28 protein-coding genes and 1 other RNA gene are annotated in these 19,686 nt (G+C 31.6%); 15 read left to right on the forward strand and 14 right to left on the reverse strand.

The features are described from left to right. Nucleotides 1-11: 11 nt before the first annotated feature. Nucleotides 12-1,190: a pyridoxal phosphate-dependent aminotransferase gene (locus HA152_RS03645; protein ID WP_209133680.1), complete on the reverse strand. Its 1,179-nt coding sequence runs from the start codon at nucleotides 1,188-1,190 to the stop codon at nucleotides 12-14. A 161-nt stretch (nucleotides 1,191-1,351) separates the two neighbouring features. Here HA152_RS03645 and HA152_RS03650 point away from each other — a divergent pair, with 161 nt between their 5' ends. The 3 genes from HA152_RS03650 to HA152_RS03660 all read left to right on the forward strand — a co-directional run bounded on the left by HA152_RS03650 (nucleotide 1,352) and on the right by HA152_RS03660 (nucleotide 4,503). Further along, nucleotides 1,352-1,855, forward strand: coding sequence for a uracil-DNA glycosylase (locus HA152_RS03650; protein WP_209133682.1), 504 nt, complete (start codon nucleotides 1,352-1,354; stop codon nucleotides 1,853-1,855). Nucleotides 1,856-1,890: 35 nt separating this feature from the next. Continuing rightward, nucleotides 1,891-3,108 carry a (E)-4-hydroxy-3-methylbut-2-enyl-diphosphate synthase gene (gene ispG / locus HA152_RS03655; protein WP_011818179.1) on the forward strand — a complete coding sequence of 406 codons (1,218 nt, stop codon included), beginning with the start codon at nucleotides 1,891-1,893 and terminating at the stop codon, nucleotides 3,106-3,108. 75 nt (nucleotides 3,109-3,183) lie between these two features. After that, entirely contained in the window at nucleotides 3,184-4,503 is a 1,320-nt protein-coding gene (locus HA152_RS03660) for a S41 family peptidase (RefSeq protein WP_245211196.1), read from the forward strand. Here the strand turns inward: HA152_RS03660 and nadA are convergent. Beyond that, the gene (gene nadA, locus HA152_RS03665; RefSeq protein ID WP_075439786.1) at nucleotides 4,500-5,459 is read right to left on the reverse strand and encodes a quinolinate synthase NadA; all 960 of its coding nucleotides are present in this window, start codon (nucleotides 5,457-5,459) and stop codon (nucleotides 4,500-4,502) included. The two genes, HA152_RS03660 and nadA, sit on opposite strands and share 4 nt — an antisense overlap. 118 nt (nucleotides 5,460-5,577) lie before the next feature. Here nadA and HA152_RS03670 point away from each other — a divergent pair, with 118 nt between their 5' ends. Further along, on the forward strand, nucleotides 5,578-6,351 hold the full coding sequence (locus HA152_RS03670; RefSeq protein ID WP_245211197.1) for a TIGR04168 family protein: 774 nt from the start codon (nucleotides 5,578-5,580) through the stop codon (nucleotides 6,349-6,351). Nucleotides 6,352-6,374: 23 nt separating this feature from the next. On the opposite strand, the gene HA152_RS03675 is transcribed toward HA152_RS03670, so the two are convergent. Beyond that, nucleotides 6,375-7,172 carry a methanol dehydrogenase gene (locus HA152_RS03675; protein WP_079337248.1) on the reverse strand — a complete coding sequence of 266 codons (798 nt, stop codon included), beginning with the start codon at nucleotides 7,170-7,172 and terminating at the stop codon, nucleotides 6,375-6,377. Between the two features lie 31 nt (nucleotides 7,173-7,203). Here HA152_RS03675 and HA152_RS03680 point away from each other — a divergent pair, with 31 nt between their 5' ends. Continuing rightward, on the forward strand, nucleotides 7,204-8,394 hold the full coding sequence (locus HA152_RS03680; protein WP_209133684.1) for an SAM-dependent methyltransferase: 1,191 nt from the start codon (nucleotides 7,204-7,206) through the stop codon (nucleotides 8,392-8,394). Here the strand turns inward: HA152_RS03680 and aroB are convergent. Further along, nucleotides 8,391-9,482 (reverse strand): 3-dehydroquinate synthase, encoded by a 1,092-nt coding sequence (gene aroB, locus HA152_RS03685; protein WP_209133686.1) that lies wholly within the window; start codon nucleotides 9,480-9,482, stop codon nucleotides 8,391-8,393. The two genes, HA152_RS03680 and aroB, sit on opposite strands and share 4 nt — an antisense overlap. Nucleotides 9,483-9,607: 125 nt before the next feature. On the opposite strand from aroB, the gene HA152_RS03690 reads away from it, so the two are divergent. Further along, a complete protein-coding gene (locus tag HA152_RS03690) occupies nucleotides 9,608-10,798 on the forward strand; it encodes a 5-(carboxyamino)imidazole ribonucleotide synthase (protein WP_209133688.1) in 1,191 nt (396 codons plus the stop codon). Nucleotides 10,799-10,815: 17 nt separating this feature from the next. Then, nucleotides 10,816-11,000: non-coding RNA, 6S RNA (gene ssrS, locus HA152_RS03695), on the forward strand. A 459-nt stretch (nucleotides 11,001-11,459) separates the two neighbouring features. Here ssrS and HA152_RS03700 read toward each other — a convergent pair. Then, nucleotides 11,460-12,080, reverse strand: coding sequence for a hypothetical protein (locus HA152_RS03700; RefSeq protein WP_209133690.1), 621 nt, complete (start codon nucleotides 12,078-12,080; stop codon nucleotides 11,460-11,462). Nucleotides 12,081-12,137: 57 nt separating this feature from the next. Between HA152_RS03700 and HA152_RS03705 the strand changes: the two genes are divergently transcribed. Together HA152_RS03705 and HA152_RS03710 are read left to right on the forward strand one after the other, a co-directional pair. Next, a complete protein-coding gene (locus tag HA152_RS03705) occupies nucleotides 12,138-12,569 on the forward strand; it encodes a hypothetical protein (RefSeq protein ID WP_209133692.1) in 432 nt (143 codons plus the stop codon). 7 nt (nucleotides 12,570-12,576) lie between these two features. Then, the gene (locus HA152_RS03710) at nucleotides 12,577-13,716 is read left to right on the forward strand and encodes a hypothetical protein (protein WP_209133694.1); all 1,140 of its coding nucleotides are present in this window, start codon (nucleotides 12,577-12,579) and stop codon (nucleotides 13,714-13,716) included. Between the two features lie 6 nt (nucleotides 13,717-13,722). Here the strand turns inward: HA152_RS03710 and HA152_RS03715 are convergent, their stop codons facing one another. The 5 genes from HA152_RS03715 to HA152_RS03735 form a co-directional block, all read right to left on the reverse strand. Beyond that, nucleotides 13,723-14,322: a GNAT family N-acetyltransferase gene (locus HA152_RS03715; protein ID WP_209133696.1), complete on the reverse strand. Its 600-nt coding sequence runs from the start codon at nucleotides 14,320-14,322 to the stop codon at nucleotides 13,723-13,725. Nucleotides 14,323-14,324: 2 nt separating this feature from the next. Then, the gene (locus HA152_RS03720) at nucleotides 14,325-14,690 is read right to left on the reverse strand and encodes a MarR family winged helix-turn-helix transcriptional regulator (RefSeq protein WP_209133697.1); all 366 of its coding nucleotides are present in this window, start codon (nucleotides 14,688-14,690) and stop codon (nucleotides 14,325-14,327) included. A 792-nt stretch (nucleotides 14,691-15,482) separates the two neighbouring features. Then, nucleotides 15,483-15,746: a hypothetical protein gene (locus tag HA152_RS03725; RefSeq protein WP_209133699.1), complete on the reverse strand. Its 264-nt coding sequence runs from the start codon at nucleotides 15,744-15,746 to the stop codon at nucleotides 15,483-15,485. Between the two features lie 30 nt (nucleotides 15,747-15,776). Continuing rightward, complete coding sequence (locus HA152_RS03730) at nucleotides 15,777-15,914, reverse strand: hypothetical protein (protein WP_209133701.1); 138 nt, start codon at nucleotides 15,912-15,914, stop codon at nucleotides 15,777-15,779. Nucleotides 15,915-16,170: 256 nt separating this feature from the next. Further along, nucleotides 16,171-16,320, reverse strand: a complete 150-nt coding sequence (locus HA152_RS03735) for a hypothetical protein (RefSeq protein WP_209133703.1) — start codon at nucleotides 16,318-16,320, stop codon at nucleotides 16,171-16,173. A 13-nt stretch (nucleotides 16,321-16,333) separates the two neighbouring features. Here HA152_RS03735 and HA152_RS03740 point away from each other — a divergent pair, with 13 nt between their 5' ends. The 4 genes from HA152_RS03740 (at nucleotide 16,334) to HA152_RS03755 (ending at nucleotide 17,175) form a co-directional block, all read left to right on the forward strand. Next, nucleotides 16,334-16,501, forward strand: a complete 168-nt coding sequence (locus tag HA152_RS03740) for a hypothetical protein (protein WP_209133705.1) — start codon at nucleotides 16,334-16,336, stop codon at nucleotides 16,499-16,501. 95 nt (nucleotides 16,502-16,596) lie between these two features. Then, complete coding sequence (locus HA152_RS03745) at nucleotides 16,597-16,896, forward strand: DUF1651 domain-containing protein (protein WP_011818187.1); 300 nt, start codon at nucleotides 16,597-16,599, stop codon at nucleotides 16,894-16,896. After that, a complete protein-coding gene (locus HA152_RS03750) occupies nucleotides 16,893-17,033 on the forward strand; it encodes a hypothetical protein (protein ID WP_209133707.1) in 141 nt (46 codons plus the stop codon). The genes HA152_RS03745 and HA152_RS03750 overlap by 4 nt, the downstream gene beginning before the upstream one ends. Next, nucleotides 17,023-17,175, forward strand: coding sequence for a hypothetical protein (locus HA152_RS03755; protein ID WP_209133709.1), 153 nt, complete (start codon nucleotides 17,023-17,025; stop codon nucleotides 17,173-17,175). Before HA152_RS03750 ends, HA152_RS03755 begins: the two co-directional genes overlap by 11 nt. A gap of 123 nt (nucleotides 17,176-17,298) precedes the next feature. Here the strand turns inward: HA152_RS03755 and HA152_RS03760 are convergent, their stop codons facing one another. The 4 genes from HA152_RS03760 to HA152_RS03775 form a co-directional block, all read right to left on the reverse strand. Next, on the reverse strand, nucleotides 17,299-18,048 hold the full coding sequence (locus tag HA152_RS03760; RefSeq protein ID WP_209133711.1) for an NAD-dependent DNA ligase: 750 nt from the start codon (nucleotides 18,046-18,048) through the stop codon (nucleotides 17,299-17,301). Beyond that, on the reverse strand, nucleotides 18,049-18,255 hold the full coding sequence (locus HA152_RS03765) for a hypothetical protein (protein WP_209133713.1): 207 nt from the start codon (nucleotides 18,253-18,255) through the stop codon (nucleotides 18,049-18,051). A 31-nt stretch (nucleotides 18,256-18,286) separates the two neighbouring features. Continuing rightward, entirely contained in the window at nucleotides 18,287-18,544 is a 258-nt protein-coding gene (locus tag HA152_RS03770; RefSeq protein WP_025890613.1) for a hypothetical protein, read from the reverse strand. Nucleotides 18,545-18,613: 69 nt separating this feature from the next. Continuing rightward, nucleotides 18,614-18,913 carry a hypothetical protein gene (locus tag HA152_RS03775; protein ID WP_245211198.1) on the reverse strand — a complete coding sequence of 100 codons (300 nt, stop codon included), beginning with the start codon at nucleotides 18,911-18,913 and terminating at the stop codon, nucleotides 18,614-18,616. A 130-nt stretch (nucleotides 18,914-19,043) separates the two neighbouring features. Here HA152_RS03775 and HA152_RS03780 point away from each other — a divergent pair, with 130 nt between their 5' ends. Next, nucleotides 19,044-19,334 (forward strand): DUF1651 domain-containing protein, encoded by a 291-nt coding sequence (locus HA152_RS03780; protein WP_209133715.1) that lies wholly within the window; start codon nucleotides 19,044-19,046, stop codon nucleotides 19,332-19,334. Between the two features lie 2 nt (nucleotides 19,335-19,336). Beyond that, entirely contained in the window at nucleotides 19,337-19,570 is a 234-nt protein-coding gene (locus HA152_RS03785) for a hypothetical protein (RefSeq protein WP_209133717.1), read from the forward strand. Nucleotides 19,571-19,686 lie beyond the last annotated feature (116 nt).

The following is a 19,686-nucleotide window of genomic DNA, read 5'->3' on the forward strand; positions in this document are numbered from 1 at the left end:
ACTTAGTTAAATTAAAAGTATTCAGAGATGGCTTTTTCAAGTCTTTGTAGTCCATCTTTTATTTTAATTTCTGAAGCTGCACAAGATATTCTTATACATTGATCAGCTCCAAAAGCTTTTCCAGGTACAACAACTAATCCGTAATCTTGAAGAGCTTTATTGCAGAAATCAACAGAAGTAATTGAGGAGTTGGGTAATTTTGGAAATGCGTAAAATGCTCCGTTAGGTTCTTCAATATAAATCCCATTTATATTATTAAGGCCCTCAAAGAGAAGTCTTCTTCTTTGATCATAATGGCTATTTATCATTGAGAAAAACTCATTATTAATTTTTAAAGCCTCTAAAGCACCTTTTTGAACAAAAGAGCAAACATTACTTGTACTTTGACTTTGTAATGCTGAGGATGCTTTGATTACATCTTTGGGACCTACTAAATAACCTATCCTCCAGCCAGTCATAGCCCATCCTTTCGCAAACCCATTTATTATAAAAATTCTATCTTTTAAATCATTTGCTAATGAAGATAAACTGTAGTGTTTAAATTCCTTTTTAAGGATTAGTTCGTAAATCTCATCAGAAAGAATATTGATATTTGGATTTTCTCTAGCTAAGTCGGCAATTTGTAATAATTCTTCCTTTGACATAACTCTTCCAGTAGGGTTATTAGGAGAATTGATAATTATAAATTTAGTTTTTGAAGAGATTTTAGACTTCAAATCTCCTATATTTATTTTAAATCCATCTTCTGCAGAAGAATTTGTAAAAATTGGCTTCCCACCCGCCAATCTAACCATCTGGGGATAACTTAACCAATATGGAGAAGGAATAATAACTTCGTCTCCAGTATTTAACAATACTTGGAAAAGATTATATATTGCTTGCTTAGCACCATTTGTGACCATTACATTTTCAAATTCATAATTTAAATCGTTTTGAATTTGAAGTTTATTTGCAATTGCTTTTCGGAGATCTAAATTCCCCGCTGCGGGCCCGTACTTTGTAAATCCATCAAATATAGCTTTACTTGTAGCCTCTATAACTTCTTTTGGGGCATCAAAATCAGGTTCACCTGCACTTAAATTGCAAATATCTACTCCTTCTGCAGATAATTGATTTGCTTTAGCACTTATCTGCAATGTAAGAGAAGGCTCAATTGAAAGTGCCCGATCAGATAAATTAACTTGACTCATTGACTTATGACTTTTCAAATATGACTTTTAATAATGACAAATGCATAAATTAAGAATAAATAAAACTATCACACTATGGTTTAATTTAGTTCATTTTCTTAATCTATTTTATTTTCATGTTTTGAGTTCTTAAGATAAAAATATTTAAAGTTTTATTTTCGGTGAAAAGGTTAGTAATTGGGAGAGGAAGTGTATTCGCAGATTTGTTAGTAATTGGTGAGGCACCTGGAGCCCAGGAAGATTTAGAAGGAAAACCTTATGTAGGTAAATCTGGTAAGTTATTAAACGAATTATTAATACAAGCTGGAATTGACTATAAGAAGGATGTTTATTTTTGTAATGTAATTAAATGTCGTCCACCAAATAATAGAAAACCCACTGCTAGAGAAATTAATATTCATAAACCATGGTTATTACAGCAAATAAAGTTAGTCGATCCAAAATTTATATTACTTACTGGTTCTACTGCTATGAGAGCTATTTTAGAAGTTAAAGATCCTATAAGTAATTTAAGAGGTCAATGGATTAAAAAAGATGGGAGAGAAATTATGGTAATTTTTCATCCATCTTATTTGTTGAGATTTCCTTCAAAAGAAATCAATAAACCTTACCATCTAACTTTGAAAGACCTAGAGAATGTAAGTAGTAAACTATATGCCGTATAATTTAGTGAAATCCTTTTTGAATATCAAGAATTTTAATGTCATTAACTCAATCTAAAGAGGTTAATAGTCTCTCCAAAAGATATTCAACTCATATTGAGAGAAGGATAACTAGAACAGTAATGGTGGGTGATATAGCTATTGGAAGTGATTATCCAGTAAGAGTTCAATCGATGATAAATGAAGATACTATGGATGTCGAAAATGCTTACTTAGCTATCAAAAGACTTCATGATGTGGGTTGTGAAATAGTAAGGTTAACTGTCCCTTCCTTAGCACATGCCAAAGCAGTAGGAGATATAAAGGCAAAATTACTAGAAAATAATATCAATACCCCCTTGGTGGCTGATGTTCACCATAATGGTATGAAAATTGCAATGGAAGTTGCAAAACATGTTGATAAAGTAAGAATTAATCCTGGATTGTTTGTTTTTGAAAAATCAGACCCTACAAGAACTGAATATACAGATGAGGAATTTGAAACTATTAAGCAAACAATACTTAAAAGATTTACCCCTTTAGTTGAAGTTTTAAAGGCTGAAAACAAAGCTCTAAGGATTGGAGTTAATCATGGGTCTCTATCTGAGAGGATGCTTTTTACTTATGGAGATACGCCATTAGGAATGACAGAATCTGCAATGGAGTTCGTCAAAATTTGTGATGAGCTTGATTTTCATAACATAATTATTTCTATGAAAGCTTCTAGGGCTCCGGTCATGATGGCAGCTTACAGAATGATTGCAGATAGGCTTGACTCAGAAGGATATAACTATCCCTTACATTTAGGAGTGACCGAGGCTGGTGATGGTGATTATGGAAGGATTAAAAGTACTGCTGGAATTGGAACGCTTTTAGCAGAGGGATTAGGAGATACCATCAGGGTTTCCTTAACAGAAGCTCCAGAAAAGGAAATACCAGTGTGCTATTCAATTTTGCAATCTTTAGGATTAAGAAAAACAATGGTTGAATACATCAGTTGCCCCAGTTGTGGTAGAACACTTTTCAATCTAGAAGAAGTTGTAGATAAAGTTAGGAACGCTACCTCACATTTGACGGGTCTAGATATAGCAATAATGGGATGTATTGTTAATGGGCCAGGAGAAATGGCAGATGCTGATTATGGTTATGTTGGGAAAGGTAAAGGAACTATTGCCTTATATAGAAGAAAAGAAGAGATAAAAAGAGTCCCTGAAGATGAGGGTGTTAATGCTTTAATCCAACTTATTAAGGATGATGGGAAGTGGATTGATCCTTAAGGATTTGTCAAATTTTTGAATTATAAATAAATTCTTTTTATAATAAAAAATATCGAATTATTTGAAGATAAGAAATTGCTTAAAAAAAAATATATATTTCTGTTTGCGACATCCTTTTCTGGGTTATTTTTAAATAATTTTGCAGAGGCAACAGTTTTAAATAATAGTTATAAAGAAGTAATTGATCATGTTTGGCAAATTGTATATAGAGATTTTCTTGATTCAAACGGCAAATTTCAAAAGTCCAATTGGATTAATCTAAGAAAAGAAGTTTTATCAAAATCATATTCAGACAGCAATGAAGCATATGATGCGATTAGAGATATGCTTTCTAATTTAGATGATTCTTATACAAGATTTTTAGAACCTAAGGAATTTAATCAAATGAGAATTGATACCTCTGGCGAATTAACTGGAGTTGGTATCCAAATAATTAAAGATAAAGAATCTGATGATTTAATAATTATTTCTCCCATAGAGGGCACCCCTGCATTTGATGCTGGAATTAAAGCTAGAGATAAAATATTATCCATAGATGATATTTCTACTGAAGGTATGAATATTGAGGATGCCGTGAAATTAATAAGAGGACAAAGAGGTACTAAAGTAAAGCTTGAAATTCTTAGAGGTTCTCAATCCTTTTTTAAGACTTTATCAAGAGAAAAAATTGAAATAAAATCTGTATCAAGTAAAGTCAATCAAACCAAAAATGGCTTATCAATTGGCTATGTAAGAATTAAACAATTTAATGCAAATGCATCCAAAGAAACTAGAGATGCTATTAAGGATTTAGAAACAAAAAAAGTCGCAGGATATGTTCTTGACTTGAGAAGTAATCCTGGAGGTTTATTAGAATCAAGCATTGATATCTCAAGGCACTTCATTAACAAAGGAGTAATAGTAAGTACAGTAAGTAAAGATGGTTTAAAAGAAACAAAAAAAGGAAACGGTCAAGCTCTAACAAAAAAGCCCTTAGTGGTCTTAGTTAATGAGGGTTCTGCTAGTGCTAGTGAAATAGTTTCTGGTGCAATAAAAGATAACAAAAGAGGAAAATTAGTTGGGAAGAAAACATTTGGTAAAGGTCTAGTTCAATCTATGAGAACATTAGTTGATGGTTCAGGTCTAACTGTTACAGTCGCTAAGTATTTAACTCCGAACGGCACTGATATAAACAAATCTGGAATTATGCCAGACATAGAAGTAAGAATGAATATAAACCCTATACTTCAAAGAGAGATAGGAACTAGAAAAGATAAACAATATAGAGCTGGTGAAAAAGAGCTAATAAATATAATTAATAGAAAGAATCAGATAAGCGAATTTAAGCCCGACACCACAAACCTTAGTGCATTCCTAAAAATTAATAAGGAAGATAAAGTATTTTCATTAAATTAATTACTCATATCCAGCATTCTCTTTATTGGCACATAGGCTCTTCTTATTATTTCTGGGTCTAGTTCGATAGACGGGGAATTATTTTTCAAACAATCAAGAATTTTTTCTAAAGTATTTAATTTCATATATGGACACTCGTTACATTTACAACCTTCTACATCTGGGACTTCAATAAAAATTTTATTAGGTTCTTTCTTTTTCATTTGATGAATTATTCCAGGTTCAGTTAGTACCATGTAAGTTTTAGATGGATCTTTACTTACGAAATCAAGCAGCTTACTTGTTGATCCAATAAAGTCTGAGAGAATTAGTAAATTTTGACTACATTCAGGATGAGCAATTACTTTTGATCCTGGATTTTGATATTTTAATTTTAGAAGTGCTTCTTCACTAAATGATTCATGAACAATGCAGCTGCCAGGCCATAATTTAAGATCTCTTCCTGAATTTTTCTGTACCCATCTCCCAAGGTTCTGATCTGGCGCAAATATTATCTTTTTATCTTCAGGTATCTTTTTAATTAATGAGACTGCATTACTGCTTGTACATATCAGATCACTTTGAGCTTTTACTTCTGCAGTGCAATTTATATAACTTACGACATAGTGATCTGGATTCTCTTCCCTGAATTTTTGAAATTTATCTGAAGGACAATCGTCTGCTAATGAGCATCCTGCGTCAATATCTGGTAATAGGACTGTTTTATTAGGGCTAAGTATTTTTGCGGTTTCGGCCATAAAGTGCACACCGCAAAAAATTATTATATCTGCGTCATTATTTGCAGCTTTCCTAGATAGATCTAATGAATCTCCAATAAAATCTGCAATTTCCTGAATCTCTGGTGCTTGATAATAGTGCGCAAGAATAATTGCATTAGCTTTTTTGCAACGCTCCTTTATTTCAGAAATCAAATCCTCTTCGTTTTGAACTGATTTCTGTTTTGCAGTAGAAGTTATACTGGTCAGGATTTAGAATATCTCTAAATAGATTATATGCCTTTAAACAGAAAAAATTCTGACAAATTTAAAAATTGCTATTGTTGGTGACTGTCATGGTCAATGGTCTGAATTAGACTTGAACGTTTTATCGATTATCAAACCAAATATTGTTTTATTTGTTGGTGATATTTCTGATGGAAGTGTCAAAATAATTAAAAAAATCAATGAGATCAAAATTCCTACTTTTGTGATTTTAGGAAATCATGATAGAGGGAAAGACTCTACAGGCGAAACTCTCTCAAAGCAGATACGTGTTCTTGGTGAAAAATATTGTGCATGGGATTTGAAAGTTTTTAATAATCAAATAAATTTATTGTCTGCTAGACCATGTAGTTCTGGCGGCGGCTATTATCTTTCAAAAGAAGTTAAAGGTGTTTATGGACCTATAACCGAACAAGATTCAATAAATAAAATTATCAAATGTTCAGAAGAGACTGTTGAAGAAATACCTCTAATAATTATGTCTCATGCTGGTCCTTCAGGTTTAGGTTCAGAACCTAAAAGCATTTGTGGGAAAGACTGGAAATTACCCTCTTTAGATTGGGGAGATAGAGATTTGTCTGCTGCTATTTCTCAAATACAAAAGAGAAGAAAAGTTGATCTTGTAGTTTTTGGTCATATGCACAACCGGCTTAAAAGAAATCTTGGTTTAAGGGAGATGTTTAAAATTGATAGCAAAGGAACGATTTATTTCAACGCTGCTGTGGTACCAAGATATAAAACTGATGAAGATGGGAAATTGCTAATTAACTTTTCATGGATTGAGTTTGAAAATAAGGAATTAAGGCATGTTTCTCATCGATGGTATTCAGAGTCTGGTGTAATTCGTGAAGAAGATAAATTTTTTTAGGATTAAATATCTCTGATCATATTTCAAGTATTATTAGGCTTTTCATATCTTGAAAATAATGTTTGAGATAAGATATAACCCGCAATTCCTGCTGCTGTAAAAGCTAAACCATTTTTAAATAAAGGTAATAAATCATTTGTTCTGGATATTATCGGTGCCAAACCAAAAATTCCAAATAACATTCCCCATAAAGGAGAAAGAAGAGCTAAAAATCCAATTGAAATGACTTGACCTTCTTTTCTTGGGGCAGATGCAAAACCTGCTACTAAACCTCCAAGAATCGATGTACATAAAGTCCATACATATTGCTCTTTGGGTAGGCCAGGGACAACTTGGCATCCTCCTCTTTCGAGACAAATCTTTACTGAATCAATTGCATCTAATACTGCACCATCCTCACCGTGATCTTTAACATAGTATTGGTTGCCAAATCTTGTTTGAAGTTCAACCCAAAATAACCTTGGCATAAAATTAAAATAAGCCTCTCCTACGTTAAAGTTCAGCAAATTTCCCCCTCTAGGATCTGCAACTATCAACAAACTTGTCTCATCTAAATCCCAATAGTCCTTTATTGCACTACCAGGTGAACTTTCAAACTGAGATAAATATTTAATTTTCCACCCACTTTCAATTTCTAGATTGTTTAGCTTTTCTTCTAAAGACTTTTTCTGATTAGGGCTTAATGTTTTAGCTAAATCAATTACTGGTGTTTTTTCTTCTGGTAAGAGATTTGGATTATTTATAGCAAAAACGGGTTTATGTGAAATTAAAACTAATATAGATAGAAATATTCCTAATAAATAGTTAATCTTTGAAGGCATAAATAAGTTTTGTCTCTTTATATTTTCGCCGATGAATAGCTTACCCGCGAATAATCCAGATTGGTTAGTTAAAAAAATAATAAAAATGGGTGGGACTATAAGTTTTTATGACTTTATGAATTTTGCATTAAATGATCCTATTAATGGTTATTACGGCTGCGGTAAAGCTGAGTTAGGCGTTCGAGGAGATTTTGTCACATCACCATCTTTATCTGATGATTTTGCTTTTTTGGTTGGTAAACAAATAGAGGATTGGTTGATTCAGTTCAAAAGTAGTTTTTTATCTAATCAGACATTATCTGTAACTGAATTTGGAGCTGGAGATGGAAGCTTTATGAGTGGATTAATTAAATATTTTTTAGAAAACAGCAAGAATTTTTTAGAAGGAGTTTCTTTTGTAATTATTGAACCTAATGAAGGGATGGTAGAAAAACAAAAAAATAAATTGGAGGAATTTTTGAACTTAGGTATTGATATTTTTTGGAAAGGTTTGGATGAAGTAAAGGAAAATAATATAAATGGAATAGTTCTAGCAAATGAGGTTTTGGATGCTTTGCCAGTAGAAAGAATAACCTTCTCAAAGGGAAAATTAATTCGACAAGCAGTTTCTATAGACAAAAAATCTCATAAATTATTTTTTGATAAAATGCCAATTACACGTGAATTGGAAAAAAGTTTTGAATCTGCTAAAAGTGAGTTGGGAATAACTATTCCGCCTGCAGATGCTCTTGAAGGATGGACGACAGAATGGCATGTAGATAACTCAAAATGGTTAGAAGCTATTTATGGGAAAATAAATAATGGTATTTTATTGATAATTGATTACGCTAAAGAAGCTAAAAAATACTATAACTCTAAGAATTCTGATGGGACGATAGTTTCATATGAAAATCAAAAAATGAAGAAAAATGTCCTAGATTCTCCTGGAAATTGCGATTTAACATCTCATGTGTGCATAGAAACTTTAATTAATGATGCTGAGAATCTTGGATTTAATACTGATGGTATAACTAAACAAGGCGAGGCTTTGTTGGCGCTTGGATTGGCAGAGAGACTTTATGGGATTCAGAAAGAATTTAAGGAGAATTTATCAAATGCTCTTTTAAGAAGAGAGGCATTACTTAGACTCGTAGATCCTGTTTGTTTAGGTGATTTTAAATGGTTTGTTTTTAAAAAGTTTAATGAGAAGAAAATGAATATAAATTCAACCTGTTTGCGTTAAGAAAAAAACTTTAAAAATAAGGAATCTTCTACGTCATCATATATATCAACAGCACCAATTTCTTTCGGTAATATAAATCTCATTTTGCCATCACGAACTTTTTTATCGCCCATAAGTATTGTTAGAACCTCTTCTTTATTTATTTTGGGGATCTCGGTAGGAAGATCATAACTCTCTAAGAGAATTCGCTGTCTCTCTAATTCTTCTTTAGACCATAACCCTTTTTCAATTGCTATTTTCCCTGCAATATTCATACCAATTGAAATTGCCTCACCATGCAGAAATTTGCCGTATCCACATAAATTTTCAATAACGTGACCAAAAGAATGACCATAATTCAATATTGCTCTAACACCATTTTCATGTTCGTCTTGAGAAACAACATGAGACTTTGTTTTAATTGAATTATTAATTATTTTAATTAGATATTCATTTTTGAGATTTATAAGTTCATTTTTGTTTTTTTCAATTTCTAAGAATTCGAAAAGTTCTTTATCTCTTATTACTCCGTATTTTATTACTTCGGCCATGCCTGCACTAAATTCTCTTTTGGGCAAACTTTTTAAAGTTTCTGGATCAATAAAAACTGCTTTAGGTTGATTGAAAGCTCCAATTAAATTCTTACCTTTTGGATGATTTACTCCTGTTTTCCCCCCCACAGATGAATCAACCATTGATAATAATGTTGTTGGGATCTGAATATATTCGATACCTCTCAGCCAAGTCGCAGCTGCAAAACCACTTACATCTCCAACAATTCCCCCTCCAAGGGCAATAATTATTGAATTTCTATCTAAGCCAAATTCAAATGCTACATCATATATTTCACTTAAGGTTTTTAAGTTTTTATATGATTCTCCAGCCTTGATAAGGAACATTTTGGCCTGAAATTTATTATCTTTTAAATTATTTAAAAATTTTTCTCCATACAAATTTGATATTTCTTCATTTGAAATCACAAGTATTTTTCTATTCTTTGTTATTCCAATTTTTAAAAGTTCTTCGCTGATATTATTCAGTATCCCTGCTTCTAGAGTTACTTCGTATGACTTATCACCTAATGGGACTAATATTTTTCTCTTATTCACAATTGATTACCTAGTTAAAATTTATAAATATTTGGTATTAAATACTTTATATATTAGCAAAATCTAAGCTTTAGATCCTTAAAAATTCAGTTGTTAAGAATTACAAATGGTAATAAAATCATGCTATGAGTTTAAAAAAAAATATAAACGATATTAAGAAAAATTATTCCCTAGGAATAATTGGAGGTGGTCAACTGGCATTGATGTTAACTGAGGCAGCAAAAAAAAGAGATTTAGAAGTATGTGTGCAAACAAAATCTTGTGATGATCCTGCTGGTTCAAAAGCAGATCATGTCATAGAAGCTGATCCTTTAAAGATAAGAGGTAATAAATCATTAATTAATGAGTGTGAAAAAATAATTTTTGAAAATGAATGGATAAAAATTGATAAATTAAATTTAATTGGCAATAACGATATTTTTGTTCCAAGCCTTAATGCAATTAAGCCATTAGTAGATAGGTTTTCTCAAAAAAAATTAATAGATAGAATGAATATTCCCTGTCCAAAATGGATAAGTATTGAAGATTTTAAAAATCTCTCGGATGAGGAAATCAAAAATTGGACTTTTCCTCTAATGGCAAAATCCAATAAAGGTGGATATGACGGTAAAGGGAACAAAAAAATAAAGACAAAAGAAGATTTAGATTCTTTTTTAACAGAGAATAATTCTGATGAATGGTTAATAGAAGAATGGATAGAGTATGAAAAAGAACTGGCTCTTGTTGGTTCGAGAGATAGGACCGGTAAGATAAGATTCTTTCCAATAGTTGAGACATTCCAATCAAACCATGTTTGTGATTGGGTTCTTGCACCTGGAACAAATGAATATGATTTGAACTTATTTGCAATAAATATTTTCTCTTCAATAGTCAATGAACTTAATTACGTTGGAGTTTTAGCTATTGAATTCTTCTATGGGGATAATGGTCTTTTAATTAATGAAATAGCTCCTAGAACACATAACTCAGCTCATTTCTCTATAGAAGCTTGCACTTCAAGTCAGTTTGATCAATATGTTTGCATTTCTTCTGGGATAATGCCACCTGAAATTAAAATGAACTGTGAAGGGGCAATTATGATAAATTTACTGGGATTAAGAAAGAATTTCCCAATCTCAATGGAAACCAGAATTAAAATGTTATCTGAAATTGAGGGTTCTAATATTCATTGTTATGGCAAATCTCGCGAAATTCTGGGAAGAAAAATGGCTCACATCACATTTTTATTAAATGGTAAAACGCATTCAGAAAGATATGATGAAGCTCAAATTTTATTAACTATGGTAAGAGACATTTGGCCATCTCCAAATGCCTAAAAAAATAAGTTAGAGTTAGATTACTGGATCTTTGGTTAAGTTCTTCTTTATGTGCTCTGATCTGACTCTCTTTCGACATGAGGAGACTGTCGTGATGCGGTAGTAAACCGATCTTGTAATCGGAAACGAAAGCCCACTTTGAATCCTCTTCTGGCTTTTCCAGGTCGATGCAGCAGAGAACTGACGGGGGTCCGGTAATACCTATCAAACTGCTTGTTATAACAGGCTTTTGATAGGTCTTTTTATTTTATGAATTTGGTGTGCAGGACCAAGGTGCAGGACCAAAGTGCAGGACCTAATGCAGGACCATATTAGCGATTGCTAAAATAATTAAGCTATAGCTGGAGAAACAGATCACTTAAAATAAAAAAACTTGAATAGTTTGATCCAATATTTATCTTTTTACCGGCTTTTCCTTTAAGAAAAAGTAAATAGATGCAGGACCAGTTAATCCTCTTAAAATAGTTGATATAACTATTCTTTATTTGGCATGTATGGTCCTGCATGAACTACTTGGTCAACTTGTATCAGGACATAAGCCCAAACTTAAAGCCTCTCTGAGAGTCATCTAGACCCCTTAGGGGTTAATTTAGGTCCTTACCCTATCGATATGAGGGTCAACAAATTTCTGTCAAAAATCTAGAGCTGATTAATTTTTTATTTAACGATCTTGAGGTCTTTCCATACAATATTTTCTTAGAGAATCAATAACATATTGCTTTGGTTGCAGTTCCATCCATCTAGCTTCGATTTCATTATCCTCCTTATTCGAGGCATACGCACCATGAATAGTTCTATAAGAATTTTCATCTTGATCGAGAAGTTCATAACTCATGTCTTTTATTTGATAAGAACCATAGAGATTTGTTCCCAAGCATGCTTGCATAATATGAGTTGATTCATGCGCTAAAAGTCTCCAATACTCAGAAGGGTTTGGTTTATTGAACATATAGTTATTGTTGCAAATTACCACTTCATCGATTGTTTTTTTACCTGGAATTTTTTCAAAGAGATAATAACCTTGAACTCCGTTTTCACAATCGTTTCTTTCTTTAATTTTAGTACCTACATTTCTAATTAAATTTTCAAGTGTTTTTGTATAAGCAAATTCTCCATCTCTACTTGATCTTTCCCTGTTAAAAATTGAAATCATTATTGTCGGGAATCCTATGAGCGCTGCAAGCAATAATCCAATCGTTATTAAGATTGTTTTTTTATTATCTTTATTTGAATTTGGATCCTGTTGCATGCCAGTGGCAGGGTCCCAATTTTCGTTAGACATTAATCTAGTTAGTTAAAGAGATGATAATGGTATAGACCTTTTCCAACAAAGAAGTAGATGTTCATTATTTATAGATATTTACAATTAGTAGTTGTTACGTTGACAAAAGAATTAAAATTAAAAGAAAATTTCCTATTGAAAAAACTTTTTATATTGTTTTTAATTGCCATTAGTTCTCCTTCTTCTTTGAAAGCTAATTGGTTTGGATTTTATGGATCGTATAATGAAGCTCTAGACGCCTGTAGAAAATGGGCAGAGTCAGGAGGTAAATATACCAGAAGAGTTGACAACCTTATGAGATCTATTAATGGTTCTGGTGAATACTACCGAACAATAGAAAATGATATGAGGAGTTGTGTTGATGATGGACGTACTAATACAATTCTAGGTTATGAAGCAACAGGAGTTAAAAAGGGAAAGCACTATACTTATCTTGAGCAAAAAGAATTAAAAATTGGTCAGAAAGTATTAAAGAGATTTAAATTTTAGAGAAAATATGCTGCAAATATTTATCTTATTTCTAACTGCTTTTGTATTACCTAATAACGTAAATGCCAGAGAATATAAAGGAGATAATTACTCTGATACTTTATTCGAGCAAAAACAGTATGTAGGTAAAAAAAAATCTATAAAAGTAACCAAAAATTATGATGCTTTTGAAGATAAGTTTTCTTGCTCTATCACTAATCCTGCAGGAATAAGTCTATCCTCAGAAAATTTATATGCTATTAAAATTGGAAATGCTGTTTATGGGAGTAAAAAATATAAATTTGATAAAGGACCAATTCAGGTTATTCCTTCTAATGGTGAGGAAATACCCTATTGGGAATGGACTAAATATAAAGAATTGATTATTCGATATCAATCAAGTTCAAGTTCGTATACTACTGATAGTAAATATAATTTAGCTTTACTTAGCAAAGCTGTTCTAGTCCATAGAAAATGCCTGTTGGATTATGTTGATGGAGATCCAATTGCTAAATATATACAACAAAATCAAAATAATACCTCTGATAATACAACCTCACAGGATGAAGAGTTTTTAAAGAGATCAAAAATCAGCTCTAATCTGTCTGATATCCTAAGTGCTGCTCAAATAGCTTCAGTTAAAACAACTCTTTTATGTAGAGAGAAATTAGAGGGAGCTTTTAGTGAGGATGTTAAGAAAAATTTTTTAAATTCTCTGGGAATATCTTTAAATGAATTATCTGATCCATTGGTTACATTACTAGCAGTTAAATTTCAAGAATTTATCTCAGATGATTGTCGCTCTATTGATAAAGAACAAATAGGTAAAATTGTCTTGGAAATTTCTAATTCATATAATTTAAGCTTTAATCAAGAAAAGAAAAAAGAAATAAAAATGACACTTGAAGAATTTTCTACTGCAGCTGGTATATTTGCATTTAATCAATGCAGTTTAGAAAAAGGTTTTTTTAAAAGTAAGAAAGAGTATACAGATGCTATTGGAATAGAATTTAATGATGCTGGGATACCTCTACGTTATGGATTAAATCCGAATCTAATTTTGGCATCACAAGAGATTAAATCCCTAATTAATGATCAATGTGAAGAAATTATTGCTCCCGATAAAAAAGTAGTAGAGATAATTATGAAATATTTTAAAGATCACTAAAATTTTTCAATCAAAAATACTTGTATATATTGTGTTGAATTGAGCTGAATATTTCATTCCCTTATCTAGACCAAGCCAAAACTTTTTAAGTCTTTCAGGTTCATTTCCATTCTCTGTACCAAGATCAGGTTGTACAACTACACACTCACCTTTCGCTGCTGCGCTATGAAGAATTTTTCTTGCAAGAAATTTTCCAATTCCTTTGTTCCTATATTTTGCTTTAACTTCGAATTTTTCTAAGATTATTATTCTTGTGGTAGAACATCTAATCTCTTCATCAAGATTCTCTCCCTCCCAATCCAGTAAATCAAGAAGCAATTCGCCTGCAGAACTGAAATCTGAAGAGTGGTTATCAAGCCATTCATAGATTGCTTTGTTTGAATACCCTTGATGAAGTATTGATGCAACTTTTGCTTCAGCTATTACTTCAGTATCACATTCATCTTTTTCTGAATTGGGATACCAAGACGCAGTCGATTTGCCTTCTAGGAAACATCCATAAGCTGGTTCTGAACAGTCACTAATAGTGAAAATTGTTTCAGCACTGGATAAATAATCATCATCAAGGATTTCAAGAATTGGAGGACTATTATCTTCTTTTTTCATAATCAATTAGAAGAATAAAGAATCTGTTTCAGCTCTTGTACAAGTTTTCGACCTTTGGGTGATAATTGCAAAACTTGTTTTCTGCGATTATTGGGATCACGATACTTAATTATCAGTCCAAGTCCAGGTTTATTTAGTCTGTGATAAGCACTTAACCAATCAGTGTTACGACTACCACTAGCAGTTGAGAAGGCAAGAGCCTTTTCCAGATCGACCTTAGAACAGTCATCATGGGAAGCAACGTATAGAAAAGTAGCAATAACTTGAGCGGGTATTTCTTTATCTAATGTACGAAAGTGTTCAATTGCTTGTGCTAACTTCGCCATATCAATGTCCGTTATCGCTCTTGAGGGGTCTTGATCTGTCATCTGTGAGGATTCGTTTAGAGGATAAATTAGCTTTATTTTTGATTATGATCTTATATTTATTTTTCCATAAAGTCCAGTAATATCAGTTAAATTGGAATATTATTTATTTCTTTATTGAAGTTCTCAACAAAATGTAAAGGATACACTTAAGTATGCTTAGGGATGTTTTTGTTGGTCTAGTTAAGACTTCTAAAGTATTTTCTAGGACTAGTTATTGATACACTTAGGTATAAATAAAATTAATGTTTAAAAATTATGTCAGGACTGGCTAACTTAAATATTTAATCTTTACTCTGAACTCTTTTTATCTTTAGCTACTTAACCATCAACATATAGTTCACTAGAAATGTGAGCTTGAAGTCCTGAATAATCATTTGTTTTCTTTCTCAATCATCATATTTGTCTTTGTAAAAGAGTGATGTTTTAATTGCTTCTTCAAATGAAGTTTTGGAAGTATGAATGTTGTGTATGTTTTTCATTTTTAAATAGTAATTTTGAGTATTTATAGATTGGTATTAATAGTGTTATTAATGGATGTTCGTGGTCATTACTTACATCACTATCCCTTTAGTTAGATGAGTGTGGGGAAGTGTTTACAGAATATCCAATCACCCGCTCGACTTCGTCTCGCTGAGGATATTAGTTAAGAGATACTTTTTGTCTTGTTGTCTTCTCCCTATATACGGAGGGGTTTAGTCTTTCCCCTTTATACATAAGGGTTTAGTCTTCCCCTGTAAACGTAACACTTCGGCCTCCCCTGTATAGGTAATGGTACCCTTTTATAAATTACGCTTATCTGTTGGAAATATTGAAGGAAAAATCTTTAATCGAAAATTTATTAAATAATGACTTACCTATATCTGAACCCACACCTTTGTTCTTGAGTTCCTTTTGATATGCCTCTTTGCTTGAGAGTATAATTTCTTTAATCGAGAATTTATTAAATAATGACCTTCCTATTTGTGAACCCACAGCGTTGTTTTTGAGTTCCTTTTGATATGCCTCTTTGCTTGAGAGAATGATATCTTTAATCGAGAATTTATTTAACAATGACATTCTTATTTGTGAAAATTGCTTTGTAGATGATCACATCATCTCATAATTATCAAATTTAGTTTTTAACTTTGCTGCTTTATGTAATAGTCCAACTGCTTCTTTTCTTCCAGTAGCTTGTTGCGCCTGATGCAATAATTCAGCATATTTTTTTACGATTTTCTTTTGCATGGTTTAAATTAAATAAAGACCGTTTTTGAATCTCAAGCTGCAAGGAACAACTTTCAGTAGATAAGGAATCAACGGTAAAACCTCAGAGTCAACAAATTGGAACGGGTTAACTCGTGTGTAATACTTATAATCAATTAGCTAAATACCTGTTGGTATCTAAGATTACATTGTTTTCAAATCCTGATTTATTTCAGTTTTATCTGTATTGAAGGATTGTTTTTAAAAATTGAGTGTGTTTTAAATCTTGAATCGATCTCTAATAATTTATGGTTGGCTTCAGTTGTATCCCTGCAACTGTCTCATGACAACCATGTATTAATCCTAGGACTGCTTTAGTATTTATTGATTCAAAAAATATACCTCTTCCCGTACCTAATAGTTCCTCAAACCGACCTATAAATTTCAAGGCAAATGGTCAAGTGGGGCATAAAATTCCTGTTGATATTCAAAAAGGTGCTGTATTTTATAGACGTGTTAAAAACTGGAAAATCATTAGTGATGAATTTCAAGAATTCGCATATCAAAGAAACTGGGGAATTATTGAACCTTGGGATGGCTTGGCAAAGTATTACAACTGTTTAGATTAGCTAATAGTGATGATTGTAAATAATTTATTTGCCAAAATACTTGACGATCCATTGCTAATGTATTTATATTAGTAGTACACATGTATTACTAAGTAATGACTTTAGGAGGAGCTAATGTTTGGACTAATTTTTCTTACGGTTATCGTAATGAGTCCCCAAGTGGTTGGTTGCTTAGCCCAGACCGCAGCAGACTAATTTTATTTACAAGGAATAAAAAATCTCCAAGAAATAGTATGAGAATTTTTGCTCATACATATTATGCAAATGATCTTGGTGAGCCAATGGCAATTAAATCATCCACTCAAATGTATTTGGATAATGCTTGGGATAAATGGCATGACCTTCAATTAGAAGGTTGGACTTTTGAAGAACTTGAATTACCTGAATCAGTATGACTAAGTTAAATCCAATCAAAAAGAAATTATCAAAAGTAGATAGAAAGATATCTATGCAAGACCCATCAAAATTATTAGCAGAATTTTTTAATGGTGTTGTCATTGAACTTGATGAAGAATATAAATATGAATCATAAAGAATTGATAGATCAAGTTTCCGCAAATTTATTTAAACAAAGTGGAAAGTTAGAGAGCAGAAGATCTTGGTTGGCAATGAGAAATTATCTTGAACAATTAGACAGTGAACAACTTAAATCCATGCTTAAGGACCACGGATGATTTAAAAACTTTATTTAGTTTTTATTTTTTTCTTAATTCGTAGAAAACCATAAGTTGCAAAGCCAACCAAAAACATATCCAAGTAAATATGCCAAGTAGGAAAAATCTGGTGTATTAATTCCATTAACGTTTTATTGCTACTTGCCAATAAGGATAATCTAAATTTGATTTTTCTCTAATCAATTGTAATTTTCTAGAATTTATTTTTACTACTATTCCATCTGTTGGATATTTACTAAAAAGCTTCCCTTCTAGCCATTGTTTTCTAAATACTTCAACTTGGCTCGTAAAGTTGCATGAAATATCCTGAGGTATCGTGAAGCCAAGCTTTGAAAGACTTTTTTTTGACTCATATTGGTTAAGTTTTGAATTAAGTATTTGAAATGCGCAGAAGCTAAGACTTTCAGAAAATCCTTCTTTAGCTCTTAGAAATCCAGAAGCGATTCTCTGGGAGATATTTGGATTTTGATTGGGTGCATATAATTCACCTCTAACTTGAAGAACTCCTCTTAAAGGGAGATTATTGGGAATGTCTGGGACTTTAATAAGTTTACTAGTAACGTCGGCCCCTTTTCTTGAAATTGCCTTTTCCAAGGTGCCATCCCTATATTGCAAAGCAACAGCACAACCATCAATTTTTGGTTCAATTAATAATCTGGTATCTGTTAATAATCCTTTCAAAAATTCATCTATTGAATCTTTTTCTAATGAAGGTAAAACTAGTTTATTTTTCTTTTTAAAGTAATCACAATTAGGGTTTGTTCTTAATAAATTTTTTTCAAGTTGGTCGAACTGCTTATCAGAGATTAAAGCATTACCATTTCTATAATTATCGTCATACCATTCAATTCGTTCTTCTAAATAAGTCTTCATTTAATAAGATGGCTTAAGTTTTTGAGTAGGTATCCAACTAGGTTTATCTATGATCCATTTTTCTCTATCTTCATATTTAACAGTCCATAAAAGAAATGAAGAGATTTCTTTTAGAGTTATTCCAGCCAAATATCTTGTTTTTGGACTTATTGATATAAATCCAAATAATATTACTAATAAAATAAGTTTAAATATGCCTTTAATCATTTAAAAACTCAGCGTAAATTTTGCAAACTTTTTAATTAATGCAATTCTTATAGCCTTCAATCTTTGCTAGTTCATCAATGTTCAAACCTGTTTCTTCTAGTAAAGTTTCTCCTATATCGTCCTTATTAAATTTAGTTAAAGCTCCTTTAGTAGAGTACTTAATACATTGGTTTTTGTATTTTGCTTCTTTGACAACAGGAGATAAATAAAAACCAAACAAGATGATAAAAGCCCCATAGGTTACAACTTTTCTATGGTTTTTCCACCATTCATAAAATTTATTGGACACGAAAAATAAATGACTATTTTCTATTTTAAATTGACTGTCAACAAATTACTTTAGAAATTTAAGGATTGGTTAATTTATTGTTTTTTTATTAATAGATTTAACCCAAGAATAATATCTTGATTTTCTAATCCTTTGCTCTTTAGAGACTAATCTATCCGCAGATTCTAGGGGCGATTCTCCTTTCTTAACTTTTGTTGTAATAGAAATACCAAAACCTTTTGCTTCAATTTTTGCAATGCCACCCTCTAAAAAAAATAAAAAAGACCAACCTTTGTTCCATCCTAAGTAGAAGGGATTTCGATACATTGCATTCTTTTGGAGATACTCTTTAAATGATATTTTCCTTTTCAAGGAGTTACTTGTATTCACTATTACCAAATAAGAAGTTTATTTCTGTTTATTTCTCGGAAGTAATTTTCGTATTTAAATAATTTCTTGGATGAATACTTGACACCTAGGAGTAGTACATTTATATTAATAGTACAACTGTATTATCTTAATGACACCAGGAGTTGCTAATGTTTGGACTAATTTTTATAGTGGCAGCCTTATTGACACCCCAACTGGCTGGTTGTTTAACAAAAAAAGTGGTTTATTAATTCTTTTTGAGAGTTATAAGAAATCTCTAACTAATAATTTAAAAGTTTATACTCACCTTTTCTATGCAAATGAATTAGGTGAACCTGCCCAACTCAAAAATTCAAGACTACATTCTATTGAGTGTGCTTGCGAAACATGGGATGAATTAGTTTCAGGAGGTTGGGAAATTGTTACTAGCAGATTCCACTAATCATGATTAAGCTAAATCCTTCAAAATGGGAATATCTAAAAGAATCTACCCTAAAACGAAAACGTACAAAGATTTGTATTACTTGCAATCACTTTCGCTACAGCACTACAGAAACTTTTGCTACTGTCTTGATATGTCCAAGATACGAAAAACGTATACCGCAGGGTGATCATTTACTTAAAGGTTGTGAGTATTGGCAAAAAAATAGGAATATATTTTCCCCTGAAGGATCTTAATCATTATCCAATTAAACTTTTCTAGGTACAGATATTTAATTATGTAAACAAAGCATTATTTTATACAACTTAAAAAAATCTTTTTAAGTAATTTGAAAATTATGATTCAATTTTAC

Source organism: Prochlorococcus marinus XMU1412, from assembly GCF_017696315.1.
Taxonomy (GTDB): Bacteria; Cyanobacteriota; Cyanobacteriia; order PCC-6307; family Cyanobiaceae; genus Prochlorococcus_A; species Prochlorococcus_A marinus_AF.